Below are 19,520 nucleotides of genomic sequence, written 5' to 3'. Positions count from 1 at the left end.
AGACTGCCCCAGCCCCAACTGGCGGTATTTGGGACAGCCATAGCCCCTGCCCCAAGAAGCAGGAACTGGCCGTGGCCTTCAGCCACCTTCTCCCATACCGCTTACGAGCATCCTCTTCAGCGGTGACAGGTCACGATATAATGGCCTGTCCAGGAGAGCTCCGGTCAGGAGGGCTACCCGCAAAACTCGCCACGGTTTGTACGGTAAGGTTTTCCCCTTTACCGCAGTACCTTCATTCCTTCCTTCGGTTAATGAAGATACCGACCGTGACTTGCTTTGCAGGCTTTTCAAAAGCTCTCTATACTTCAAGGGAATTTTCTCCCTTAAAGCCAATCCTCTTCGGGCTATCACATAGGCTGCTGCTGTATCTTTTGTTAGGTTGAATTGTGGTGCATACTTTAGCATTCCTATCACGCTTGTATAAGCTGGACTTACTTCTCTTATGGCTACACCGTACCTCTGGGCAAGGGTCTTTATTCTGGCAATAAGCTTTCTATAGCTAAAACCGTGCTTTACCCTTCTGGATTTTCTTCCCTTGTAATCTCCCCGGTAGCCTTTGTCTTTTATCGCTAACTTTTCTACTACGATGCCTTTGTTTTTCTCAAGGGCTAATTTTACAATTTCGTTGGCATATACCCATGCAAAGTAATCTCTTTTTTCTTTTCTCCCGTCCCAGAGATGTGGTGTGGGGATTTCTCCAAAGCTTTTCAGAGTGCCGTCTTTTTTTATTTCAGCCCAGGCTATGTGGGATGGAAAAGCATTTAAGTCTATCCCGATAGCTCCATTGCTGAAATCTATTGCTGTATTTGGTAAGTCGTCTTCAAAGGAAATGTAAGCATAATATTTATTATTCTTTCTCTGCAGGCGAACACTGTAAGGACAGAAATTTAGCATTGTTTTTGCAAACTTTCTCCATTTTTTATGCGAACTTTTAAGTTCTATAAACAGCCATTTTCTATTACCTGCATTTACTCTTAAAAAGAATTGGCCATTTTCTTCAATAACTCTTAAGTTTAAGTTACCTTGCTTGGACCTATCACCTCGAGAGAAAAGAGTTCCTTTGCGTTTATCTTCCCATTCTTTTTTGTACTTTTGCCTTTGCTTACTGCTTAAATGTTTCCTTTTTAGTCTATAAAACAATACTTTCCCGCCAAAGATAACCTTGCGTGGGTTTTCTCCAAGTTCTCTGATACTTTGCAAAATTTCGTTAGCTTCAAAAATAGCATCGTCTACATATCTGGAATTCAATCCAAAGAGGCTTTGCAGTTCTTTCTTCAGTTCTTTTCGGGCTTTTCCTTCAAGCAACCGGTTATAGGCATATCTCTTGCAGGAGTTCCACTTTCGCATTAAGTTATCTAATACCTCTTTCTCCTCTGCCTTTGGAAATAACCGTGCCTGTATTGTTATGACTTGCTTCACGGCTTTCACCACGCTTGCAATTTCGTAAAATTAACCTCATCCATTGCTGAGTAAGTATTATTGCACTATTCTGCATTTTTTGGCTTAATTGTTGCTACCTCCGGGTTAATCTCGTAAATCTCCCCGTAAGTTAGTGCCACTACTTCCTGCTGCTCTTTAATTTTTTCATACGCCCGTTTTAAACCAAGAAAATACGGACCACAGAAAACGTTCACCTCCGGAAATAATTTAATGGCTTTTTGCTCCGGGTCTATCGCCAAAAACTCCACTAAAATCCCCCCCTTACTTTATAGTACATATGTTCGATTGAAAAGTAAATACTGTTCAGTTAAATCTTTCTAATTACCGTTTACACTTAATTTTTTACCATTCACCGACTTTTACTGTTTATCCTCAGGGGTTTTTGGTTATACTTATATCGAAGCCTAATCTCCTCTCCCTTTTCTCTATATATATTTTAAAAGCCGCAAAACCTTCATGGGTTTTGCGGCTTTTTTATTTAAAATTTTAAACTGGAGTTAAGTAAACCTTGCGCTCCCGGGGGCCATCAAATTCCGCAAAGTAAATCCCCTGCCAGGTTCCAAGACCAAGCTTTCCCTGATTGATTGGCACATACAACGATACCCCCACTAAAGAAGACAGGATGTGAGCCGGGGAGTTTCCCTCGAAGTGCCGAAAGGGAAGTTCAGGAACAACTTTCGCAAAATACATTTCTAAGTCCCTTTTGACATCGGGATCGGCATTTTCATTAATTAAAATCCCGGCGGTAGTGTGAGGAACAAAAAGCATTAGGGCCTTTGCTTCGGGAAAATTACAAACTTTCTCAGCTACTCTGGCTGTGATATCAATTAGCTCAATTTTTCTTGAGCTGCTAACTTTTATTACTTCCACGGCTATTTATTTCCCTCCAGATACTTTTCCGCCGCTACCGCAGCCTGAGCTCCATCAGCAACAGCGGTAACTACCTGACGCAGGTCTTTTAGCCGCACGTCACCCGCTGCAAATAACCCGGGAATAGCGGTAGCCATATTTTCATCGGTTTTTATATAGCCGTTTTCCAGCTCCAAAAAGCCTTCCAAAAAAGCGGTGTTCGGTTTTAGACCCACATAAATAAACACACCGTCAACGAGAATCTCGGACTTTTCCCCGGTCTGGACATTTTTCACTATCACTTTTTCAACCTTTCGCTCTCCGGCGATTTCCTCCACCACCGTGTTTAAAACAAACTCAATCTTGGGATTAGCTTTAGCCCGCTCCTGAATAACCTTCGCCGCTCTAAATCCATCCCGCCGGTGGATGAGATAAACTTTTTCCACTAATTTCGTAAGGTAAATCGCTTCTTCTAAGGCAGAATCACCGCCCCCTACTACCGCCACGGTCTTTCCTCTAAAGAAATTGCCGTCACAGGTAGCACAGTAGGAAACGCCCCTTCCCCTGAATTCCCGTTCACCCGGAACGCCCAATTCTTTTGGTTCCGCTCCGGTAGCTATAATTACCGTTTTCGCTGCAATTTCACCGGTTGAAGTATTTAAGATAAAAACTCCGTTTTCTTTTTTAATCCCCGTTACATCGGCATTTTTGAACTCAGCCCCAAACTTTTCCGCCTGCCTTTGCATATGAACCATCAGCTCAAAACCGCCAATCCCGTCCTCAAATCCCGGATAATTTTCAATCCATTCGGTAGTAGCAGCCTGTCCGCCGGGTACACCCCGTTCCAAAACAAGCGGATTTAAAGCCGCTCTGGCTCCGTATATTGCCGCAGCCAGCCCCGCAGGGCCTCCGCCAATTATCACTAACTCTCTCGTTTCCATCTTTTCACGCTCCTTCAGGTAAGTTTTTATTTACAAAAAATAAATTAATACTATTTTATTTTTTCGTCAATACTTATTACAGCAAACCACGCCGGCGTAAACTTATCTGGTATTTTAAGAGGGTACTTATAAGTCTATCTCGATGTTTTTCATCCACATCTTCGAATTTCACAAGGTAAGACTCGTTTAATGATGTTTTAGGAGTTTCGATAATCGTTCCCTTAAATCCAAAATACTGCTCTTCCTCCTCAACTTTTAATCCAAAAAGTATTGTTACCCTGGTATTTTCTTTTAATACAAGGCCTACTTCTTTTAACTTTGCTTTATTAACCACAAATCTTAACCCGTTACCACCAAGCTCAACTATTAATATAGGTATATTATTGCTGCCGCTTACCAGAAGTCCACCCCGGGAAATGGGCAGCGATACAAACTGTTCCGGTACCACAAATCCGGGATTTTCCTTAACCTCGAAAATTAACGTCTGGTTGTACACATTATAAAACTGCATATGGCCACGAACATAGGCCGACATCCCCTTATCCTGAAAATACAAGGTCAGCGGTTTTTCGTAAGCTTCTTTCATATCAAATGAAAGAGTTTGATAAAGCTTAATAAACACTTTTTGGGAGTTTTCAAGTCTATAAGAAACCCTTCCGTCAAAGTACTGATTGCCAACCGCTAAAGTAACTCTGCAAAAGAGCTTGGGCAAATCCGGAACTTTGTATTTTAGAGGATTTAAGAGGCGGGTTTTTCTAAATCCCGCAATAAAAGCTTCTACTAATTCGGGATCAAACTGCTTACCTTTATTATTAACCAGTTCTTCTAATGCTTCATCATAACCCATTGATACCTTGTAAACCCGCTCACTGACCATAGCATCAAAACTGTCGGCAATGGCCAATATCCGGGAATAAAGGGGAATTTCATTTCCTTTGAGTCCTTTGGGATACCCCTGGCCGTCATAATGCTCATGATGGTATAAAATAACTTCGGCCACCTCATTAAACATCGGTAGATTTTTTAAAAGTTCATAACCGAATTCCGAATGTTTTTGCATCTTTTGTCTCATTTCCTCGGTGTACTTACCGATGTGCTGTAAAATAAAATCCGGTACCATGATTTTTCCAACATCATGCACGGCTCCCGCTATTTGTAAAATCAAGCGCTGGGTTTCCTCACGCCCGATTTCCCCGGCAATGAGGTCAGCATACTCCACCACTCGCTCCATATGCCCACGGATCAGCGGTTCTTTTTCTTCAATAACTCTGTTAAACATTATTATTATTTCAAAAATTAGATTGTAAAATTGTTCAATATAAAGGTAGTTTTGAAGTTCATTAACATTAAAAGAGATACTTGAGGGAGTCAAATCTTGAAAGTAACCAATAATCATTATATTTTTACTGTTTTTATCCACATAAATAGGTATAATCTGCATTACTTCAACTTGATTTAATTCGGGAAAATAGCTTTGTACCTGGTCCTTGTTTAACACCCGGGGTTCGGTTAATGTTTTAAGCCAATCGAGATTTCCCGGAATTAAACTGCCATTAACTTTTTCATTAATTTCCCTTTTTAAATCATAGGGCACATTTCCAGCAAACTCACAAAATCGGCATACATATCTGTTACTTTCACTAACCTCAACCAGCAAAATAAAGGCGCCATTTTGTTCGGTTAATATATCCTGAAACTTGTGGCTTATCCGCTCTAAATATTCCCCGTAACTCTCAATTATCCATTTGAAATTCATACCTGTTCCCCTACCTGCATAGTTTTAGCTAAAATTTCGACAAATTTATCAATATCACCTTTCGTAACATCTTTATGGGTTACGAAACGAAACAGCCCATTAATGGGAGGATTTATTTTTATTCCTTCTGCTAAAAGCTTTTCTGGTAAATCTTCTATATTAAGATGCGATTTAGCCCTGGCCCACACCATGTTAATCTGCACCTTTTTTAAATCCACTTCAAAGCCAAGGTTAATTAACTTTTGGGCAAGATATAATGCATTTTCGTGGTCTTCACAAAGCCTATCCACCATTTCTTTCAAAGCTACCATTCCCGCTGCCGCTAAAATTCCCGCCTGCCGCATGCCTCCACCTAATAATTTCCGGTATTTCCTGGCTTTTTCCACAAACTCTCTACTTCCGGCGAGAATTGACCCTACCGGAGCCGATAAACCTTTGGAGAGACAAAACATGACCGAATCGGCATACCTGGCAATTTCCCGGGCATCAACCCCCAGGTAAATAGCGGCATTAAAAATTCTTGCCCCGTCCAGGTGGATTTTAAGACCGTGGCTTTCAGCAATTTCCCGGATTTTTTCCAGGTAGTGAAGGGGCACTACTTCTCCGCTACTGTAAGCATTCTCCAGGCAAATAAGGGAAGTCCTCGGCATGTGAATATCGTTGGGTCGTATCGCAGCTTTTACTTCCTCTAAATCCATCATGCCACCATTTGTCTTAAGTCCCCGGAGCTGCACCCCGGATAATACTGCCGGTGCCCCAACTTCATATTTAAAAATATGGCAATCTTCCCCCAGAATCACTTCGTCCCCCCGCTGGGTATGGGTCATAAGAGCCAGTTGATTCCCCATGGTCCCACTGGGAACAAAAAGGGCCGCTTCCTTGCCAATTCGTTGAGCAGCAAGTTCTTCTAATTCCCGCACCGTAGGGTCATCGCCGTAAACATCATCCCCTACCTCGGCAGAAAACATGGCCTCACGCATCTTTGGAGTAGGAGTTGTTACCGTATCACTGCGAAGATCAATAAATTTCACCAAAAGCCCCCCTAACTTAGCTTAAAAACTTTTGTACTGCCTTCCCGTTTAAATAATCGCATTTTGCCCCCTGTCGGGTATCCCTTTTTTCCAGCTCTTCCTCAATTAAATGTTTAATTTTCCACCAGCTGACGCCCCAGTTGGAAAAGAGAATCCCTTCATCGGGACCCTTTCCAATTAACCGCTGCACCACCACTTCCGGACTTAAATACTCCAAAAAGGTTACCACCCACTGGACATATTCCTCCAAGGGTATAATCTCAATTTTCCCCTCCCGGTACATATCCCCTAAAACCGTTTTTTCTGGAATAAACAGGGTATGGAGCTTTACAAAATCTATCTTTAATGCTGACATAATTTTGGCATTTTCAATGACATCAACTAACGTTTCCCCGGGCAGGTTTAAAATTAAGTGGGTCGTAACATTTAAGCCAAACTTTTTTATGCGCAAGACCGCATCGATAAATTCGGCCAAGGTATGGCCCCGGTTTATCGCTATTAAGTTTTTATAATTAACCGTCTGCAAACCAAGTTCCACATCTACTTCTATATTTTTTTTATTTTTTACCTCCGCCAGCACCTCCAGGTATTTATCGTTTACCGCATCGGGTCGGGTGGAAACGGAGAGGCCAACAATATCGGTGTTATCCACCGCTGCTAAAATATAATCCCGGAAAACCGCAAGCGGATGATAGGTATTGGTATAGGCCTGAAAATAAACGATAAATTTTTGCGCTTTAAATTTATCTTGAAAATACTTTTTTAACTCCTCTACTTTCTGAGATATGGCCCGGGTATCGGGCAGACAAACAAATCCCCCGGGCGAGTCTTCGCAAAAAATACAGCCACCGGTTCCCACCGTACCATCGCGGTTTGGGCAGGTATGGGGAAGATTCACGGGAATTTTATATACTTTGCCGCCAAATTTCTCCTTTAAATACCTTGTATAGGAATAATACCTTTCCATTTTCGTCACCTTTTTTCTTTTATCTTAACAAAATTTGCCGAAAAAATAAAACCCCCGAAATATTGGGGGTTAAAAAGCTTTTAATTCTAAAAGTTTTAAGCGGTTGTCATACTCCACAAGTTTTTTGTCGATCTTGGCAAGGCTTTCTTCCAACTGCCTGGTTACCAGGAGCACCCGCTCCTGGTTGGCTTTCACTTCAATTAACTGCTGCTGAATGCTTTCCATGTATTGTAAACCAGAAGTAAGCTGGCGGCTGATTTCATCAATGCGGTTAAACGCCAGTTCGTCCCGGAATTTCAGCTCGGTAATAGCGGTAAGGCCCTGCCGGACTTCTAAGGATAAATCGGCAATTTGCCGGCTGTTATCGGCCACACCCTCGGCAACTAACTGGACTAACCTCTTAAACTCCTCTATCATGACCCCGGTATGCTCGTCCAAACTAAATCCCTCCGGTTTCAAACTATTTAGTATATTCAACAAAATATAATTTTTTCCTGCCGGATTTTAAATTTTATCCATCTTTTTTAAAAAGAAGTACCCCCAAAAATAAAAACAATAAACAAAATCCAGCCATCACCGTAATATCGGTAGCTAAGCTATATTCATGGTAGGGCAGAAATACGTGCTTTAAAAGATCAATCCCGTAAGCCAGAGGGTCAATCGCAGCCAAAGTAGCCAACCAACCGGGAATTCCTTTTAAAGGGTAGATAGCTCCACTTAAGAAAAATAATGGCATTACAATAAAGTTCGTGACAAATTGAAACCCCTGCATCGACTGCATCCGGGCAGCAATCACAATTCCAAAAGCCGCCATGGTAAGGGCAATAAAATACATGGTAACAAAAGCTTTTACCACCATGGAAAAAGAAAGATTGATTCCAACTGCCGGAGCAAAAATTAAAATAATCATCCCCTGAATAACCGCAGTGGTAGCTCCCCCCAGGGCTTTCCCCAAAACAATACTTTCGCGGGAAGCCGGGGAGACCAACACTTCTTTTAAAAACCCGAACTCCCGGTCCCAAACAATGGAAATTGACGAAAATACCGCCGAAAACAATACGGTCATACCCACAATTCCTGGAAAAATAAAAGTACGGTAGTTAACTCCACCGGGTCCGGTAAAAGCTGCTCCCATTCCACCGCCCATGACAAAAAGCCAGATGGCCGGCTGAACTAACGAAGTTATTATCCTGATTTTTTCTCGCCAGTAGCGAATTAACTCCCGGTAAAAAATCGCCCAGAGAGCCGCCATCACCGCCACCTCCTGCGCCTAAATTTAGGTGTTCTATGGTTTTCCCCTACTTCATCCCGTATTTCCCGTCCGGTAAGTTTTAAAAACACATCATCAAGGGTTGGCTTTTTGATGGACACCGAAGTCACCGGAAAAGAAAGTTCCCGCAAAAGGGCCGGGATAAAGGTTTCCGCTTCTTTTACTTCCACCACTACCTGATTTTTTACGAGCTTGGCTTCTAAATTAAACTTTTCTTTAATAAAAGTAACAATTCCCGCTGCTTCCGGAGAGTTTATGTAGACGATATTATTTCCAACCATTTGCTTTAAATTGTCCGGGGTATCTAAGGCAATAATCTTACCCTGATCGATTACCGCAATCCGGTCGCAGTTTTCCGCCTCATCCATGTAGTGGGTAGTAAGAAAGATAGTAATCCCTTTTTCTTTGCGAATTTTATGGATATAATCCCAAATGTGGGCCCTAGTTTGCGGGTCAAGACCAACCGTCGGTTCATCTAAAAAAAGAATTTTCGGATGGTGTAAAAGCCCCCGGGCGATTTCCAGTCTTCGCTTCATGCCGCCGGAAAAAGTCTGTACCAGACTGTCCTTTCGTTCATAAAGCTCCACCATCTTAAGAACCATCTCAATCCGCTCCCGGCGTTCCCGGGCGGGAATGCCATAGATTAAAGCATGAAACCATAGGTTTTCGTAGGCCGTTAAATTCCGGTCCAGCGTTGGGTCCTGAAAAACTAACCCAATATTTTGCCTGACCTTATCCTTCTCCCGCCACAGGTCATAACCCGCCACCTGGCCCTGGCCCCCATCGGGTTTTAAAATTGTACAAAGCATGGAAATAGTAGTAGTTTTGCCGGCTCCATTGGGTCCTAAAAAACCAAAGACCTCACCTTCATTAACGGTAAGGTCCACCCCTTTCACCGCTTCAACCTCTTTAAAGCGCTTGGTAAGTCCGGTTACCTCAATAACCGCCATTTTTATTCCTCCAGGATTTAAATTTCTCGCAGAAATTTTTTTAAAATATTTAACGCGTCAACTTTTAAACTTTCATCCAAAATCTTTAAATTTTCAATTTCTTTGGGATAAATTTCTATTAAATTTTGAAACCTTTTTTCAATAATTTCTTTTTTCTTGCCAAGCCCTTTTGCATATCTAACAAGCGTTTCCCTATGATTTTTATATACCACGGCAACATCAACAATATCCCTTACTTTTAAGCTTTGCGCCCGATAAAAAAGTTTTTTTAAAACAATTTCCCATGGGGTTTCGATTTGAATTTCTTTTCCAAGTAAATTAATTTTTTTATATGGGTCGGCAGTAAAATATGGAGCTATGATAAAATCAATTTCCCCATCAGTTAGTTGTAATTTTAAAAAATTTGCACTTTCCACATAATCTTCAGTGCTTTTAGCAATTAAACTGTTTAGTCTTGGAGTAAGCCAAGTTAGATACTGAGCATCGGTTAAAAAAATATCAACATCTTTACTTTCCCGGTGATAAAAATAATAAAATAGGGCACTTCCTCCCCCAAAAGTCCAATCAGTAGTAGGAATTAAGGAATCATTTAAAAAGTCTACCGCTAATTTAAAAAGTTTAGCCCATGGAAATTCCATAGCCAAAAGTCTCCTCAAATTCAGGATTGGGATAATACTTTTTTACAAACATCCGGTAGTAATTTAAAAGCTGTTTCTCTGTAAGGTTATGTTTAATTAAAAAGCGATAAATGCCTTCAAGCGGCACATCGGTAAAAAAATTAAAAATCTGGACAGCATATTCATCATTAAACTTCATATTTTTTAGCATTCGAACTAATTCTTCTTCCGAAAGATAATTTTTCGTCTGAGCATTAATAGTAGTCTCAATCATCAAAACCACCTGCTCACTTTTCCTTAATTTTACCACACACCTCCAGGGATTGGAAGAATGGAATAATTGACACTCTTAATAGTCCATGCTAAAATAAATTTACGAAATGCGGGCGCGTAGCTCAGCGGGAGAGCGCTTGACTCACATTCAAGAGGTCGCAGGTTCGAACCCTGCCGCGCCCACCATGAAAATTAACACTTTTAGCCTTTGGCAACTTTAAAAGGAGCCCGGATGGCTCCTTTTATTATTACTCTACCCCAAAAAGATTTATTTCTTGTATTTTATTCTCTAACTCTTTTATCCGATTTTCTAAAAGATTTAATTCTTCACGAGTTACTAAATTTAAATCTTTTATGATTTTTCGCAGTTCTTCGTCTATTTCAGATTTTAACTCCTCCTTTTGGTTCTTTCCTTTTTCAATTAATTCATCCAAAAACCTTTGAGCTTCTTCTTTACTCATCTTGCCTCTTTCCATAAGTTCCTTTAAAAACTCTTCCGTTTTTTCTTTCGTTAAAGATATTAATCCCAATCCTAACAAAAGGCTCCTTCTAAAAATATCCATAAATCGCACGCTCCCCAAGAGATATTCTCATATTGCAAATGAGTATTCATCCCTTATATAGCCCTTCCTTTCCAGTGTTTGTAAGATATTGTTATTATTCCGAACACAAATTCCCATGAGTTTTGCCAGCGGTTTATAAGATATTGGCAAATCAAGAATTCATAAAACATTTTAAAGTATTGCAGTAATTCTAACGTTTTTCTGGGTAACCTCAGGGCGTATCAATTCGAGCTAAAATAATTTTTAACGTTCCTTGATCTCGGCAGCAACCTCTGCCCAGGCTTCAGACAACCGGTCAAGGTATTCGCTTACTTCACCTTTTAAGATATCATCAGCTCCAGGATGGGTAGGTTTTGCCCCGGTTTCAGTTACAATCTCTCTAAGGGCAGAAGGTACGTCAATAATTGGGCATGGTCTTAAGTGGTTATTATTAAACGGTTGTCTCTTTTGGTAAGCTTTAAACAAAGGTGAATTTAAAACATCTTTAAGACTGCATTCGTTAATATTATGAGTAGAAATATGAACAAAGGCACACGGTTCTACAGCACCACTTGCAGTAATGTGGAAATAATATTTTCCTCCAGCAATGCAACCTTGAGTAAATTCGCCATCATTCCAAAAATCGGCCAGGAATATAGGTTTATTTCTACGGATATTAGGGACAACCTTTGCTAAATAGGCTCGCTGCTCAGGAGTTAACATTAAATCCGTGTTTGGATTGCGACCAATGGGAATGTAATGGAATATCCAGCCGTATTTTGCTCCTTTATCTATCATATAATCAATAAACTCATCAGACATTATTTCTTCTACATTTTCTCGTGTTGCCGTAAGAGAAATACCAAAAACCGCTCCCCTTTCCCGCAACATCTCCATTGCATTTATTACTTTTTTAAATACTCCTGTTCCCCGGCGCCGATCAGTTCGTTCCTCCCAACCTTCAAGACTAAAAGCCGGTGAAATATTACCAACTTCTATAATTTTATCGGCAGTTTTTTCATCAATTCTTGTCCCATTGGTATATATCATAAAAGCCATATCGTTATGTTTTGCCGCTAAGTCAAACAAATAAGGATACATAAAGGGTTCCCCACCTGACATTACTATCCAGTAAATTCCTAACTCCTTAGCTTCATTGAAAAGACGGTCCAAACGTTCATACTCCAATTCATCATGTTTGGCATATGCACCAGCCCAGCAACCTTCACACCGTAAATTACAATTGCTTGTAGGATCCACTAAAATTGTATGAGGTACTTTAAATCCTAAGGTTTCGGATAATTGTAACTGTTTTGGAATACCGAAAATAATCGAGTTTATAAAAAAGTTAAAAAGCAAACGCTGACGTACATTGGGATGAGTGTCTCGTAATAAACTTTCAACTAATTGGCGTATTGCAGGATAGTTATTAAGATTTCTCTCAACCGTCAAAATTGCTTGTTTGTGTTCTTCTCGTCTGGCTAAAATTTTTCCCAGAGTAAATATCCGATCTAAATTGTTAACTGGATCTTTACTCAGATAATTTAACAGCTGCTGCAAGGTTTTTTCACTTACGTACCGTTTGGCAAATTCTAAACTTGTCCCAAATTTTTTGCTCACCTTAGTCACCCCCGAAGTATTTTTTTAATGTTGTCTTTATTAAATACTAAAAATAACCATTTGCTTGCTTTTATATTGGTTACTCACCCCCCTTTTTTTAATTCCATAAAGTCAATATCTTCTGCTTAAAAAGCCATAAAGATTTTTTTAGATTGCTTTTAATTCCCAAAAGCTTTCCTTTACTCCTTCTTCAATAAAATTTCCAGTATCAAGAGCAATTTTTATTTTTTCAGTCACTTTCTTCCCTGCAATTTCCCCAGCACGAATACACTCACCAGCACGATAGAACTCATACCACTTAATATTTCCTACCTCTGGCTTAAGCAAATAATAATGTTTACCATGAAGTCCAGAATTCAAAGAAACTTCTTTAGGCCGGGCACACAGTTCCAAAGTATTATCTAGAACATTGATAATCTCGAAGCGTGAATTTTTAATATAACGGACCACTTTTTGAGAAGGCATATTTTTTATCCTCTTCCAGGTATGAACCAAGGTGGAAGTCTGATCTACATTTGAACTAACGTCAATCGCTATTACAATATCTGCACCTGCTTCTTTAGCTGCCCGGACAGGTACTGGAGTTGTTACCGAACCGTCCACTAAAATTCGTTCATCAATCTTAACAGGAGAAAATACCCCGGGTATAGCTATGCTGGCTCGTAAGGCTTTAGCCACCAATCCTTTACTTATACGAACTTCTTCTCCAGAAACGATATCAGTAGCAACAACAGTCAAAGGCTTCCGCAACTGGGAAAACTCTTTCCCCTGGGTTAATATTTCAAAGTACTTTTCTACTTTGTTTCCGGCTATTATGCCCTGGCGGGGTAGAGTAGGATCGAAAAGGTTAAGTATCCAGCGCCACCGCATTTTGAGAGCTATATCCTCCAACTCTTCGATCCGGTATCCTGCAGCATAAGCTGCACCTACAACTGCCCCCATGCTGGTCCCCGCTATAATATCAATTGGTATATTTGCTTCCTGCAATGCCTTGAGCACACCTATATGGGCATAACCTCTAGCACCACCGCTTCCCAGAGCTATTCCAATACGTGGCCTTACTTTAACCTTCTGTTTTTTACACATATTTTCGCCTCCATTGCCTCTACATATTTTTAGGAATATTTTCTTTCCCGATAATAACCGGTGTACCCAAAAGACACAAAAAATACTTAAAAAAATATTTAACCAAGGGGTATACCATCACGCCACTTCCCATCTCACCAAACAAATAATCTACATATATACCCAAAAAACCAAAAAACTTGGTAAAATAAAAAGGTCGTAACTTAAATTTGTGACCAATTTCAAGCTAAAGCTTCAACAAGAAAATCCGCAAGCATACCCTTTTCCTTATCAGAAAGATCGGTAAGCGACTTTAAATACCTTCCGACTAACTCGGTTACCCCAACCCCTATCTCATGATTCATCGTTTGAATAATAGTACCAAGAACAGTTCCAATAAAGATTATGATGCGCATTTCACTGGTAGGTGCATTTTGAACCAAACTTTTAACCAGCATTTCTGTTCTTCCGCCCAATTTTCTAAGATACACGATAAATAACCCTATGACATATGCCCCAAAAGTTACTCGTACCTGAACCTTTGGAATTTCCTCCAGCATTTTTTGTACAGCATCACTAATGCTGTGAGTTTTTAAACTGTTTAGCAGCTCAAGTACCTTTGTCTTTATTTTATTCCACTCATCTATATTTATTTCTTTTGTACGTTTTTCTTCAAACAAATTTATAGCTTTAATAGTAGGCATAAAAACAACCTGGGAACGTCCCATTTCGTTAGGATTTACTGTATAATCCCGGGTAAGGTAGCCAAGTTTTTCTAATTCTTTCAAAACGTCGTATGCCGTCCATTTGCTGACGCCAAGTGCATTCGCTATTGTTTCGTAGTGAACTGGAACATTCGTTTTTTGGAATAGATCAATTAATTTCTCTAGAAATTGCTTGCGGCGTTCGGTCAAAATCATACTTAGCTACCCCCAAAAAACCAAAATAGTTTACGAGTATTATTCTATTTTCAATTTTAAAATATGTCAAGAATTTAGGTATCCTTTGTTATTAATCTGTGATATTGTCCCCTTAGAATTATTTTGAGAAAATGTCACCATGAAGAAGGAGAGAGTAATTTTGAACAACAGTAAAAAAAGATTTCCAAATCAGACGGTAGCCCTTGAAGTTAGAAGCTTTAATCGAAGAGCTATAAACTGCTACAAAAAAGTTGGATTTAGTATTAAAAGAGAATACTTAAAAAATATTTCTAACGAGGATGTTAAATTTTACCATATGGAACTCGAAGAATAAAGCCTGAAAATTCGTTAAAGATTCACTATATTTACCTCGTTTCACAATTTTTCTCCAACTTAAAACAACTTATTTAACCAGTTTATAATATCCCCGACCACTTCCTCCCGATTAATTTCGTTTAACATTTCGTGCCGGCCTCCAGGATAGAGCTTGTATGCTACATTTTTTAAACCTAATTTTTCGTAAGTTTTTATTAACTTTAAAACACCTCTACCCATGTTACCTACCGGGTCCATATCGCCGCTAAAAATGAAAATAGGAAGCTCTTTGGGGATTTTAGCCAAGTTTTCCCGGCGGAAAGTTTCCTTTAACCCTCTTAAAAAATCGTAGTAGAAACTTGCGGTAAATACTCCCCCGCAGTAAGGGTCATTAATGTATTTATCTACTTCTTCGGCATCGCGGGAAAGCCAGTCAAACTCGGTGCGGTTTGGTTTAAACTTTTTATTGTAGTTGCCAAAGCTAAGCTTTGTTAAACGAACGCTTCTATGTTTAGGGCCGTATTTTTCGACTTCTTTTTTGGCCAAAAAGATGCCAAGATTAACAATAGGCCCGGGATCGCAGGAAGTCCCGGATAAAATCACTCCATTTATGCTTTCCCCGTAAAGGGAAATATACCGCTGAGCCAAGAAAGAGCCCATGCTGTGGCCAAATAAGATAATTGGAAGTTCCCGGTTTTCGTTTTTAACAAAATCAATAAGTTCCTTCATGTCCTGAACCATCCGGTTAAATCCATCGGGACCCAAATACCCTATTTCCTCAATGCTTTTCGCCGTTTTCCCGTGCCCCCGGTGGTCGTGGGCAAAGACAAGATAACCTTCTTTGGTTAAAGCCAAAGCAAATCGCTCATACCGTGCTGCGGTTTCCGCCATACCATGGGCAATGTAAACAATCGCCCGGAGTTTCTGCTCTTTATCCGGAACCCAGCGGTAGCAATAAATTTCCTGTCCGTCACTGGCTTTAAAGAGAAAGTTAAAAGAGCCCATTTTAAACCCTCCAAACCCATGTTAACGAAATTCATCGAAATTTCACGCTCAGCCTTCGTCCACCGTTTTTTCCGCAGCTACATTTATCTCCCACCGCTTTCCTTGGCCAGTGGCCCCCTCTTCTAAATTTTTAAACCTAAATCTCTAATCATTTGTAAATCTGTTTCCACTTCCCGGCCTTTAGTTGTTAAATAATGCCCGATTAACATGCCGTTTAACCCCGCCATTAACCCCAGAGCCTGCATATCCCGCAAATTTACCTCCCGACCACCGGCATATCTGATATTTTTATCCGGCAAAATGAAGCGGAAAATTGCAAAAGTCTTGATAACTTCCAGGGGCGATAAAAGCGGCCGGTTTTCCAGTTTTGTTCCTTTAATTGGATTGAGCACGTTTATCGGTATGGCATCAACATCTAATTCTTTTAGCGTAAAAGCAAACTCAATTCGCTGTTCCATAGTTTCTCCCATACCGATAATACCACCACAACATACTTCCATTCCAGCTTTTTTAACATTTTTAATGGTTTCTATCCGTTCATCATAAGTATGAGTTGTAACGATATTGCTAAAAAAACTTCGCGCTGTTTCCAGATTATGATTATACCGAGTAACTCCGACTTCGCGCAGCTGCATAGCTGCTTTTTCGGTTAATGTCCCCAGGCAAGCGCATAATTCCAGTTTTACTTCCTGACGCAAACGTTTATAAATAGCTAAAATTTTTTTAAAATCCTCGTCCTCCTCGGTCATTCCCAGACCGGCCGTTACCAAATCAAAACGATGGGCCCCGGCCGCTTCCATAGCCTTAGCTTTTGCCAAGATTTTTTCTTCCTCGAGCATTTCAGTGGGTGTAATTTCTGTATGATGATGGACCGATTGAGCGCAAAAGGCACAGTCCTCAGGACAATGACCGGTTTTTACACTGATGATTGAACATAACTCCACCTTATCCCCCACGTACTTTTCCCTGATCTTGGCCGCCATTGCTGCCAATATCAGAATATCTGCGCCCTCAGCCTGCGCAAGCTCCAGCGCTTCAATTTGATTAATTTGTCCGCCATCCAGTACTTTTTGGGTTAAGGCTACTATCCGATTAAACATGGCTCTACCCCCTCTCTCGGTTTATAGTTATAATACCGGTTGAATTTCACATTTGTCAACGTTTTTTATTTTATAGTTAACAAAAACTCCGTTCGCCAGAAGAATAATTTTTTTTGAGGGCCTTCCGGTCTAATAACTTGATGCCGAAAAAAGCCTTTTTTTAGTAAATAAAGCAAAAAGAGAAACCTTGCATTTTTATAAAAAACAAGGTTTCTCTCAAGTTTTTCCAATTATAAACTTACTAAATCTTACTTTTTCCGGTTTTCTTACTTATTTATCTCCGCAAGAGGTTTGCCACCGCTACCTACATTGTCCAAAGAATTTTCCCGAATTATTACAATAAAAGCTTGAGGCGGAATATTCAGCGTAGAACTTGCTGCATCGGTAAGATTTTTAATAAGCTCCGCTTTTTTTTCCTTGGACATAGGCCCTGCATCAATCTGGATTACCGGCATTCCTTTCCCTCCTTCACAACTTTTATAATCATAATCACTTCTTAATTTATTTTAACTTAAATGCAATATTCTTTAAATCCTCAGCTACCCCTGAAATTTCTTCAATCGCTGCCGTTAATTGCTGAGCCATCGCACTTTGTTCCTCACTTATCGCTGCCAGGTTTTGAATGCTCTGTACTAATTCATTGAGTCTATGTAAGCTTTGATTTATCTTGTTTCTAATATCCTGGGCCGAAAACTTGGTTTGCTGGGCAAGTTTTCTTATTTCTTCCGCTACCACCGCAAAGCCCCGACCTTTGTCTCCCACTCGGGCAGCTTCAATCGCCGCATTTAAGCCTAAAATATGTGTTTTATCGGAAATTATATTGATTAAGTTAACAATTTCCTGAATACCTGCAATTTCTGCTTGAAGTTCCTTTGATTCACCGGCAATTCGCTGGTTTGTATTTGCCAACTCCGCAGCTGAAGTACTAAATTCCGTTGCCGACTCCCTAATTTCGCCGGTGACTCGAGCTAAATCGGCCGACATATTAATTACCATATCCTGGGTTTCCGTACTGAAAGCTACCGCCATTGCTCCTACAACGCCTTCCTCATCAGTTATAGGAATTACCGTTGCAATATATGGAAATCCAAATTTGCTTTGTTCTTTTTCAACCCTGGCAACAATTTTTTTGTTTTGCTTCATCGCTCTCTCCATTAATGTTCCTTCCACTATTTTATCTCCCGGCTTAAACCCAAAATCAATTCGCCCCGGACGATAATACAAATACTTTTCCAGATCAGAAACTATAAACGTTGCGTCTTCAGTAAATAATTTTTGATAATCAGAAACAGTTTCCAGGATTTTATTTATTTTCATTTCTCCATCCCCTCCCTTTAAATTAATATAAAAACCTCCTGCCCAAAGGCGGAGGCTTAACTCTAAATCCACACCTTCGGCAGCTGGCTGGCATAGCCTTACGGCTTTAGCCCCTGTAGCTTTGCGTCGCCGGCTTTCGCCGGGTTTGCTATTGACAAAGGGTGAATCTTGTTATGATTTATAATATGTGACATTTTCGAGATGCAATATTATAACATAACATTTTCCATTTGTATTCTTTTTAATATTGGCATACTTAATAAAAACCCTGATTTTACCAGGGTTTCTTTTTTATCCTTGTTCCCAGAAAGCTTTCGTCCGATATCGTGCAGTACGGTCCCCCAGTTTAAGATTTTAAGTTCGTCTCCGGAAAAACCAGAATCGTAGTGAAAAGTTTATTTTAAATTTCCGGGGAAATAGTTATGGGATTATGTTCATTTAGGTTTAATTTGGTATTTTTAGCCCGGTTCGATCAATTAACGGGAACGATGACTGAATTGATTCGGATTGTAGGTAATACCAATGCTACGGTAGAAGAATTAAGAAAAGATGGTGCAGAACTTAAAAAAGATGTTGCTGAAATAAAAATTACCCTTAAAGAACATTCGGAAAAACTTGATTACGCCCTAAAAACAAAAAAGAGCCAAGCTTCAGCACTTAGGCTCTTTTTCTCCCCTTTGGGCCGCTTCCAAAGCAAACTTTAAGCTAAAAAGGGTTTTCCCGGTACCGGTAGCTCCCGCCAAAAGAGTTGAGCTTCCCCGGTAAATTCCACCACCTAAGAGATTATCAAGCCCTTCAATACCAAAATTATCCCGCACTTCTAAACCTAAACCCTTTTCCACATCATAAACCAATTCTTCTTGACTTAGTAACATTCGGGGATAAAGCTTAATTCCATCTTTACCAATTAAAAAAATATGTTCCCCGGGAATTGTCCCGGTTCCACGCATCTTCAGGATTCTTAAATACCGCTTCTGGAATTTCCGCTCCTGCTGGCCATAAAGATAGATGATGCCGTCAGCAATAGCAAACTCCGATAAAGTGCTCAACTCTTCCTCTATGTACTCTCCAACTAAAAAAGTAGTGGTTTCCCAAACCGCCAACTTAGAGGCTAACTCAAAAACCATGGCTCGGAACTCTTTTTCGCTATCAACAAGACTTCTTAAAGCTTTAAAGCTGTCAATTACCAGAATATCCGGTCTAAATTTTTTCATTAAATCATCAACAGCAGCAAACGCACCATTAAGCCCCTCTTTTTTCAAGATAAGCCCTAAGTCCCGGTAAATAATTTGTTCACCTAAAAAGCTATTATCAAAAAACTCAAAATCAGCCAAGTTTCTTACCATTTTAAACTGGCTTTCGGAAACGGTGGTAAAATATAAACTCTTTAATCCTCTCCTTGCTGCGTTAAATAAAATGTTTTGAACTAAAATCGTTTTACCACTGCCGGGATTACCAGCGATAATATTTATTGAATACAAGGGAATACCACCGCCTAAAACCTCATCAAAGTTTTCTATACCCGTCACCAATCTCTCCAAT

23 protein-coding genes, 1 tRNA gene and 1 riboswitch are annotated in these 19,520 nt (G+C 40.1%); of the genes, 3 read left to right on the top strand and 21 right to left on the bottom strand.

All coding sequences use genetic code 11. The annotated features are described in order from the left end of the window. Positions 1-78: 78 nt before the first annotated feature. The 12 genes from CHY_RS04160 to CHY_RS04105 form a co-directional block, all read right to left on the bottom strand. The gene (locus CHY_RS04160) at positions 79-1,419 is read right to left on the bottom strand and encodes an IS200/IS605 family accessory protein TnpB-related protein (RefSeq protein ID WP_011343834.1); all 1,341 of its coding nucleotides are present in this window, start codon (positions 1,417-1,419) and stop codon (positions 79-81) included. A 65-nt stretch (positions 1,420-1,484) separates the two neighbouring features. After that, complete coding sequence (locus CHY_RS04155) at positions 1,485-1,688, bottom strand: hypothetical protein (protein WP_011343833.1); 204 nt, start codon at positions 1,686-1,688, stop codon at positions 1,485-1,487. 238 nt (positions 1,689-1,926) lie between these two features. Further along, positions 1,927-2,310, bottom strand: a complete 384-nt coding sequence (locus tag CHY_RS04150) for a secondary thiamine-phosphate synthase enzyme YjbQ (RefSeq protein ID WP_011343832.1) — start codon at positions 2,308-2,310, stop codon at positions 1,927-1,929. A 2-nt stretch (positions 2,311-2,312) separates the two neighbouring features. After that, the gene (gene trxB, locus CHY_RS04145) at positions 2,313-3,230 is read right to left on the bottom strand and encodes a thioredoxin-disulfide reductase (RefSeq protein WP_011343831.1); all 918 of its coding nucleotides are present in this window, start codon (positions 3,228-3,230) and stop codon (positions 2,313-2,315) included. A gap of 76 nt (positions 3,231-3,306) precedes the next feature. Continuing rightward, positions 3,307-4,986: an HD-GYP domain-containing protein gene (locus CHY_RS12685; protein WP_011343830.1), complete on the bottom strand. Its 1,680-nt coding sequence runs from the start codon at positions 4,984-4,986 to the stop codon at positions 3,307-3,309. Continuing rightward, the gene (gene ltaE / locus CHY_RS04135; protein WP_011343829.1) at positions 4,983-6,017 is read right to left on the bottom strand and encodes a low-specificity L-threonine aldolase; all 1,035 of its coding nucleotides are present in this window, start codon (positions 6,015-6,017) and stop codon (positions 4,983-4,985) included. The genes CHY_RS12685 and ltaE overlap by 4 nt, the downstream gene beginning before the upstream one ends. Before the next feature lie 16 nt (positions 6,018-6,033). Further along, positions 6,034-6,984 (bottom strand): TIGR01212 family radical SAM protein, encoded by a 951-nt coding sequence (locus CHY_RS04130; protein WP_011343828.1) that lies wholly within the window; start codon positions 6,982-6,984, stop codon positions 6,034-6,036. Positions 6,985-7,053: 69 nt separating this feature from the next. Continuing rightward, positions 7,054-7,422 (bottom strand): hypothetical protein, encoded by a 369-nt coding sequence (locus CHY_RS04125; RefSeq protein WP_041537651.1) that lies wholly within the window; start codon positions 7,420-7,422, stop codon positions 7,054-7,056. Positions 7,423-7,495: 73 nt separating this feature from the next. After that, complete coding sequence (locus CHY_RS04120) at positions 7,496-8,236, bottom strand: ABC transporter permease (RefSeq protein ID WP_011343826.1); 741 nt, start codon at positions 8,234-8,236, stop codon at positions 7,496-7,498. Then, positions 8,236-9,204 carry a daunorubicin resistance protein DrrA family ABC transporter ATP-binding protein gene (locus tag CHY_RS04115; RefSeq protein WP_011343825.1) on the bottom strand — a complete coding sequence of 323 codons (969 nt, stop codon included), beginning with the start codon at positions 9,202-9,204 and terminating at the stop codon, positions 8,236-8,238. Before CHY_RS04115 ends, CHY_RS04120 begins: the two co-directional genes overlap by 1 nt. Before the next feature lie 17 nt (positions 9,205-9,221). Then, a complete protein-coding gene (locus tag CHY_RS04110; RefSeq protein WP_049752071.1) occupies positions 9,222-9,842 on the bottom strand; it encodes a nucleotidyl transferase AbiEii/AbiGii toxin family protein in 621 nt (206 codons plus the stop codon). Continuing rightward, the gene (locus CHY_RS04105; RefSeq protein WP_011343823.1) at positions 9,823-10,095 is read right to left on the bottom strand and encodes a hypothetical protein; all 273 of its coding nucleotides are present in this window, start codon (positions 10,093-10,095) and stop codon (positions 9,823-9,825) included. Before CHY_RS04105 ends, CHY_RS04110 begins: the two co-directional genes overlap by 20 nt. A gap of 110 nt (positions 10,096-10,205) precedes the next feature. Here CHY_RS04105 and CHY_RS04100 point away from each other — a divergent pair. Next, positions 10,206-10,280 (top strand) — tRNA-Val (locus CHY_RS04100). A 62-nt stretch (positions 10,281-10,342) separates the two neighbouring features. On the opposite strand, the gene CHY_RS04095 is transcribed toward CHY_RS04100, so the two are convergent. The 4 genes from CHY_RS04095 to CHY_RS04080 all read right to left on the bottom strand — a co-directional run bounded on the left by CHY_RS04095 (position 10,343) and on the right by CHY_RS04080 (position 14,241). Then, positions 10,343-10,657, bottom strand: a complete 315-nt coding sequence (locus CHY_RS04095) for a phasin family protein (RefSeq protein ID WP_011343822.1) — start codon at positions 10,655-10,657, stop codon at positions 10,343-10,345. A 243-nt stretch (positions 10,658-10,900) separates the two neighbouring features. Further along, positions 10,901-12,256, bottom strand: coding sequence for a radical SAM protein (locus CHY_RS04090; protein WP_011343821.1), 1,356 nt, complete (start codon positions 12,254-12,256; stop codon positions 10,901-10,903). A gap of 147 nt (positions 12,257-12,403) precedes the next feature. Continuing rightward, positions 12,404-13,342: a patatin-like phospholipase family protein gene (locus tag CHY_RS12680; protein WP_011343820.1), complete on the bottom strand. Its 939-nt coding sequence runs from the start codon at positions 13,340-13,342 to the stop codon at positions 12,404-12,406. Between the two features lie 221 nt (positions 13,343-13,563). Then, positions 13,564-14,241 carry a LexA family protein gene (locus tag CHY_RS04080; protein ID WP_011343818.1) on the bottom strand — a complete coding sequence of 226 codons (678 nt, stop codon included), beginning with the start codon at positions 14,239-14,241 and terminating at the stop codon, positions 13,564-13,566. Positions 14,242-14,401: 160 nt separating this feature from the next. Here CHY_RS04080 and CHY_RS13140 point away from each other — a divergent pair, with 160 nt between their 5' ends. Then, positions 14,402-14,575 carry a hypothetical protein gene (locus CHY_RS13140; RefSeq protein WP_011343817.1) on the top strand — a complete coding sequence of 58 codons (174 nt, stop codon included), beginning with the start codon at positions 14,402-14,404 and terminating at the stop codon, positions 14,573-14,575. A gap of 59 nt (positions 14,576-14,634) precedes the next feature. On the opposite strand, the gene CHY_RS04070 is transcribed toward CHY_RS13140, so the two are convergent. The 4 genes from CHY_RS04070 to CHY_RS04055 all read right to left on the bottom strand — a co-directional run bounded on the left by CHY_RS04070 (position 14,635) and on the right by CHY_RS04055 (position 17,978). Next, positions 14,635-15,561, bottom strand: coding sequence for an alpha/beta hydrolase (locus CHY_RS04070; RefSeq protein WP_011343816.1), 927 nt, complete (start codon positions 15,559-15,561; stop codon positions 14,635-14,637). 122 nt (positions 15,562-15,683) lie between these two features. Then, a complete protein-coding gene (gene bioB, locus CHY_RS04065) occupies positions 15,684-16,661 on the bottom strand; it encodes a biotin synthase BioB (protein WP_011343815.1) in 978 nt (325 codons plus the stop codon). A gap of 266 nt (positions 16,662-16,927) precedes the next feature. Beyond that, a complete protein-coding gene (dmpI, locus tag CHY_RS04060) occupies positions 16,928-17,116 on the bottom strand; it encodes a 4-oxalocrotonate tautomerase DmpI (RefSeq protein ID WP_011343813.1) in 189 nt (62 codons plus the stop codon). 46 nt (positions 17,117-17,162) lie between these two features. After that, positions 17,163-17,978, bottom strand: coding sequence for a methyl-accepting chemotaxis protein (locus tag CHY_RS04055; protein WP_011343812.1), 816 nt, complete (start codon positions 17,976-17,978; stop codon positions 17,163-17,165). Positions 17,979-18,053: 75 nt separating this feature from the next. Beyond that, positions 18,054-18,138: riboswitch (cyclic di-GMP riboswitch) on the bottom strand. Positions 18,139-18,400: 262 nt separating this feature from the next. On the opposite strand from CHY_RS04055, the gene CHY_RS04050 reads away from it, so the two are divergent. Next, entirely contained in the window at positions 18,401-18,682 is a 282-nt protein-coding gene (locus CHY_RS04050; protein ID WP_041537648.1) for a hypothetical protein, read from the top strand. Here CHY_RS04050 and CHY_RS04045 read toward each other — a convergent pair. Beyond that, positions 18,629-19,519, bottom strand: a complete 891-nt coding sequence (locus tag CHY_RS04045; protein ID WP_011343811.1) for an RAD55 family ATPase — start codon at positions 19,517-19,519, stop codon at positions 18,629-18,631. The genes CHY_RS04050 and CHY_RS04045 overlap by 54 nt on opposite strands. Position 19,520 lies beyond the last annotated feature (1 nt).

This window comes from Carboxydothermus hydrogenoformans Z-2901, from assembly GCF_000012865.1.
Lineage (GTDB): Bacteria > Bacillota > Z-2901 > Carboxydothermales > Carboxydothermaceae > Carboxydothermus > Carboxydothermus hydrogenoformans.
This window is presented reverse-complemented; position numbering and strand designations above follow the sequence as displayed.

Bases quoted from the DNA above. Each gene is read 5' to 3' on its own strand.
- trxB (WP_011343831.1), bottom strand. From the start codon at position 3,230: ATGGAAACGAGAGAGTTAGTGATAATTGGCGGAGGCCCTGCGGGGCTG.
- CHY_RS12685 (WP_011343830.1), bottom strand. From the start codon at position 4,986: ATGAATTTCAAATGGATAATTGAGAGTTACGGGGAATATTTAGAGCGG.
- CHY_RS04130 (WP_011343828.1), bottom strand. From the start codon at position 6,984: ATGGAAAGGTATTATTCCTATACAAGGTATTTAAAGGAGAAATTTGGC.
- CHY_RS04120 (WP_011343826.1), bottom strand. From the start codon at position 8,236: ATGGCGGCTCTCTGGGCGATTTTTTACCGGGAGTTAATTCGCTACTGG.
- CHY_RS04115 (WP_011343825.1), bottom strand. From the start codon at position 9,204: ATGGCGGTTATTGAGGTAACCGGACTTACCAAGCGCTTTAAAGAGGTT.
- CHY_RS04110 (WP_049752071.1), bottom strand. From the start codon at position 9,842: ATGGAATTTCCATGGGCTAAACTTTTTAAATTAGCGGTAGACTTTTTA.
- CHY_RS04105 (WP_011343823.1), bottom strand. From the start codon at position 10,095: ATGATTGAGACTACTATTAATGCTCAGACGAAAAATTATCTTTCGGAA.
- CHY_RS04095 (WP_011343822.1), bottom strand. From the start codon at position 10,657: ATGGATATTTTTAGAAGGAGCCTTTTGTTAGGATTGGGATTAATATCT.
- CHY_RS12680 (WP_011343820.1), bottom strand. From the start codon at position 13,342: ATGTGTAAAAAACAGAAGGTTAAAGTAAGGCCACGTATTGGAATAGCT.
- CHY_RS04080 (WP_011343818.1), bottom strand. From the start codon at position 14,241: ATGATTTTGACCGAACGCCGCAAGCAATTTCTAGAGAAATTAATTGAT.
- CHY_RS04070 (WP_011343816.1), bottom strand. From the start codon at position 15,561: ATGGGCTCTTTTAACTTTCTCTTTAAAGCCAGTGACGGACAGGAAATT.
- bioB (WP_011343815.1), bottom strand. From the start codon at position 16,661: ATGTTTAATCGGATAGTAGCCTTAACCCAAAAAGTACTGGATGGCGGA.
- dmpI (WP_011343813.1), bottom strand. From the start codon at position 17,116: ATGCCGGTAATCCAGATTGATGCAGGGCCTATGTCCAAGGAAAAAAAA.
- CHY_RS04055 (WP_011343812.1), bottom strand. From the start codon at position 17,978: ATGAAAATAAATAAAATCCTGGAAACTGTTTCTGATTATCAAAAATTA.
- CHY_RS04050 (WP_041537648.1), top strand. From the start codon at position 18,401: ATGGGATTATGTTCATTTAGGTTTAATTTGGTATTTTTAGCCCGGTTC.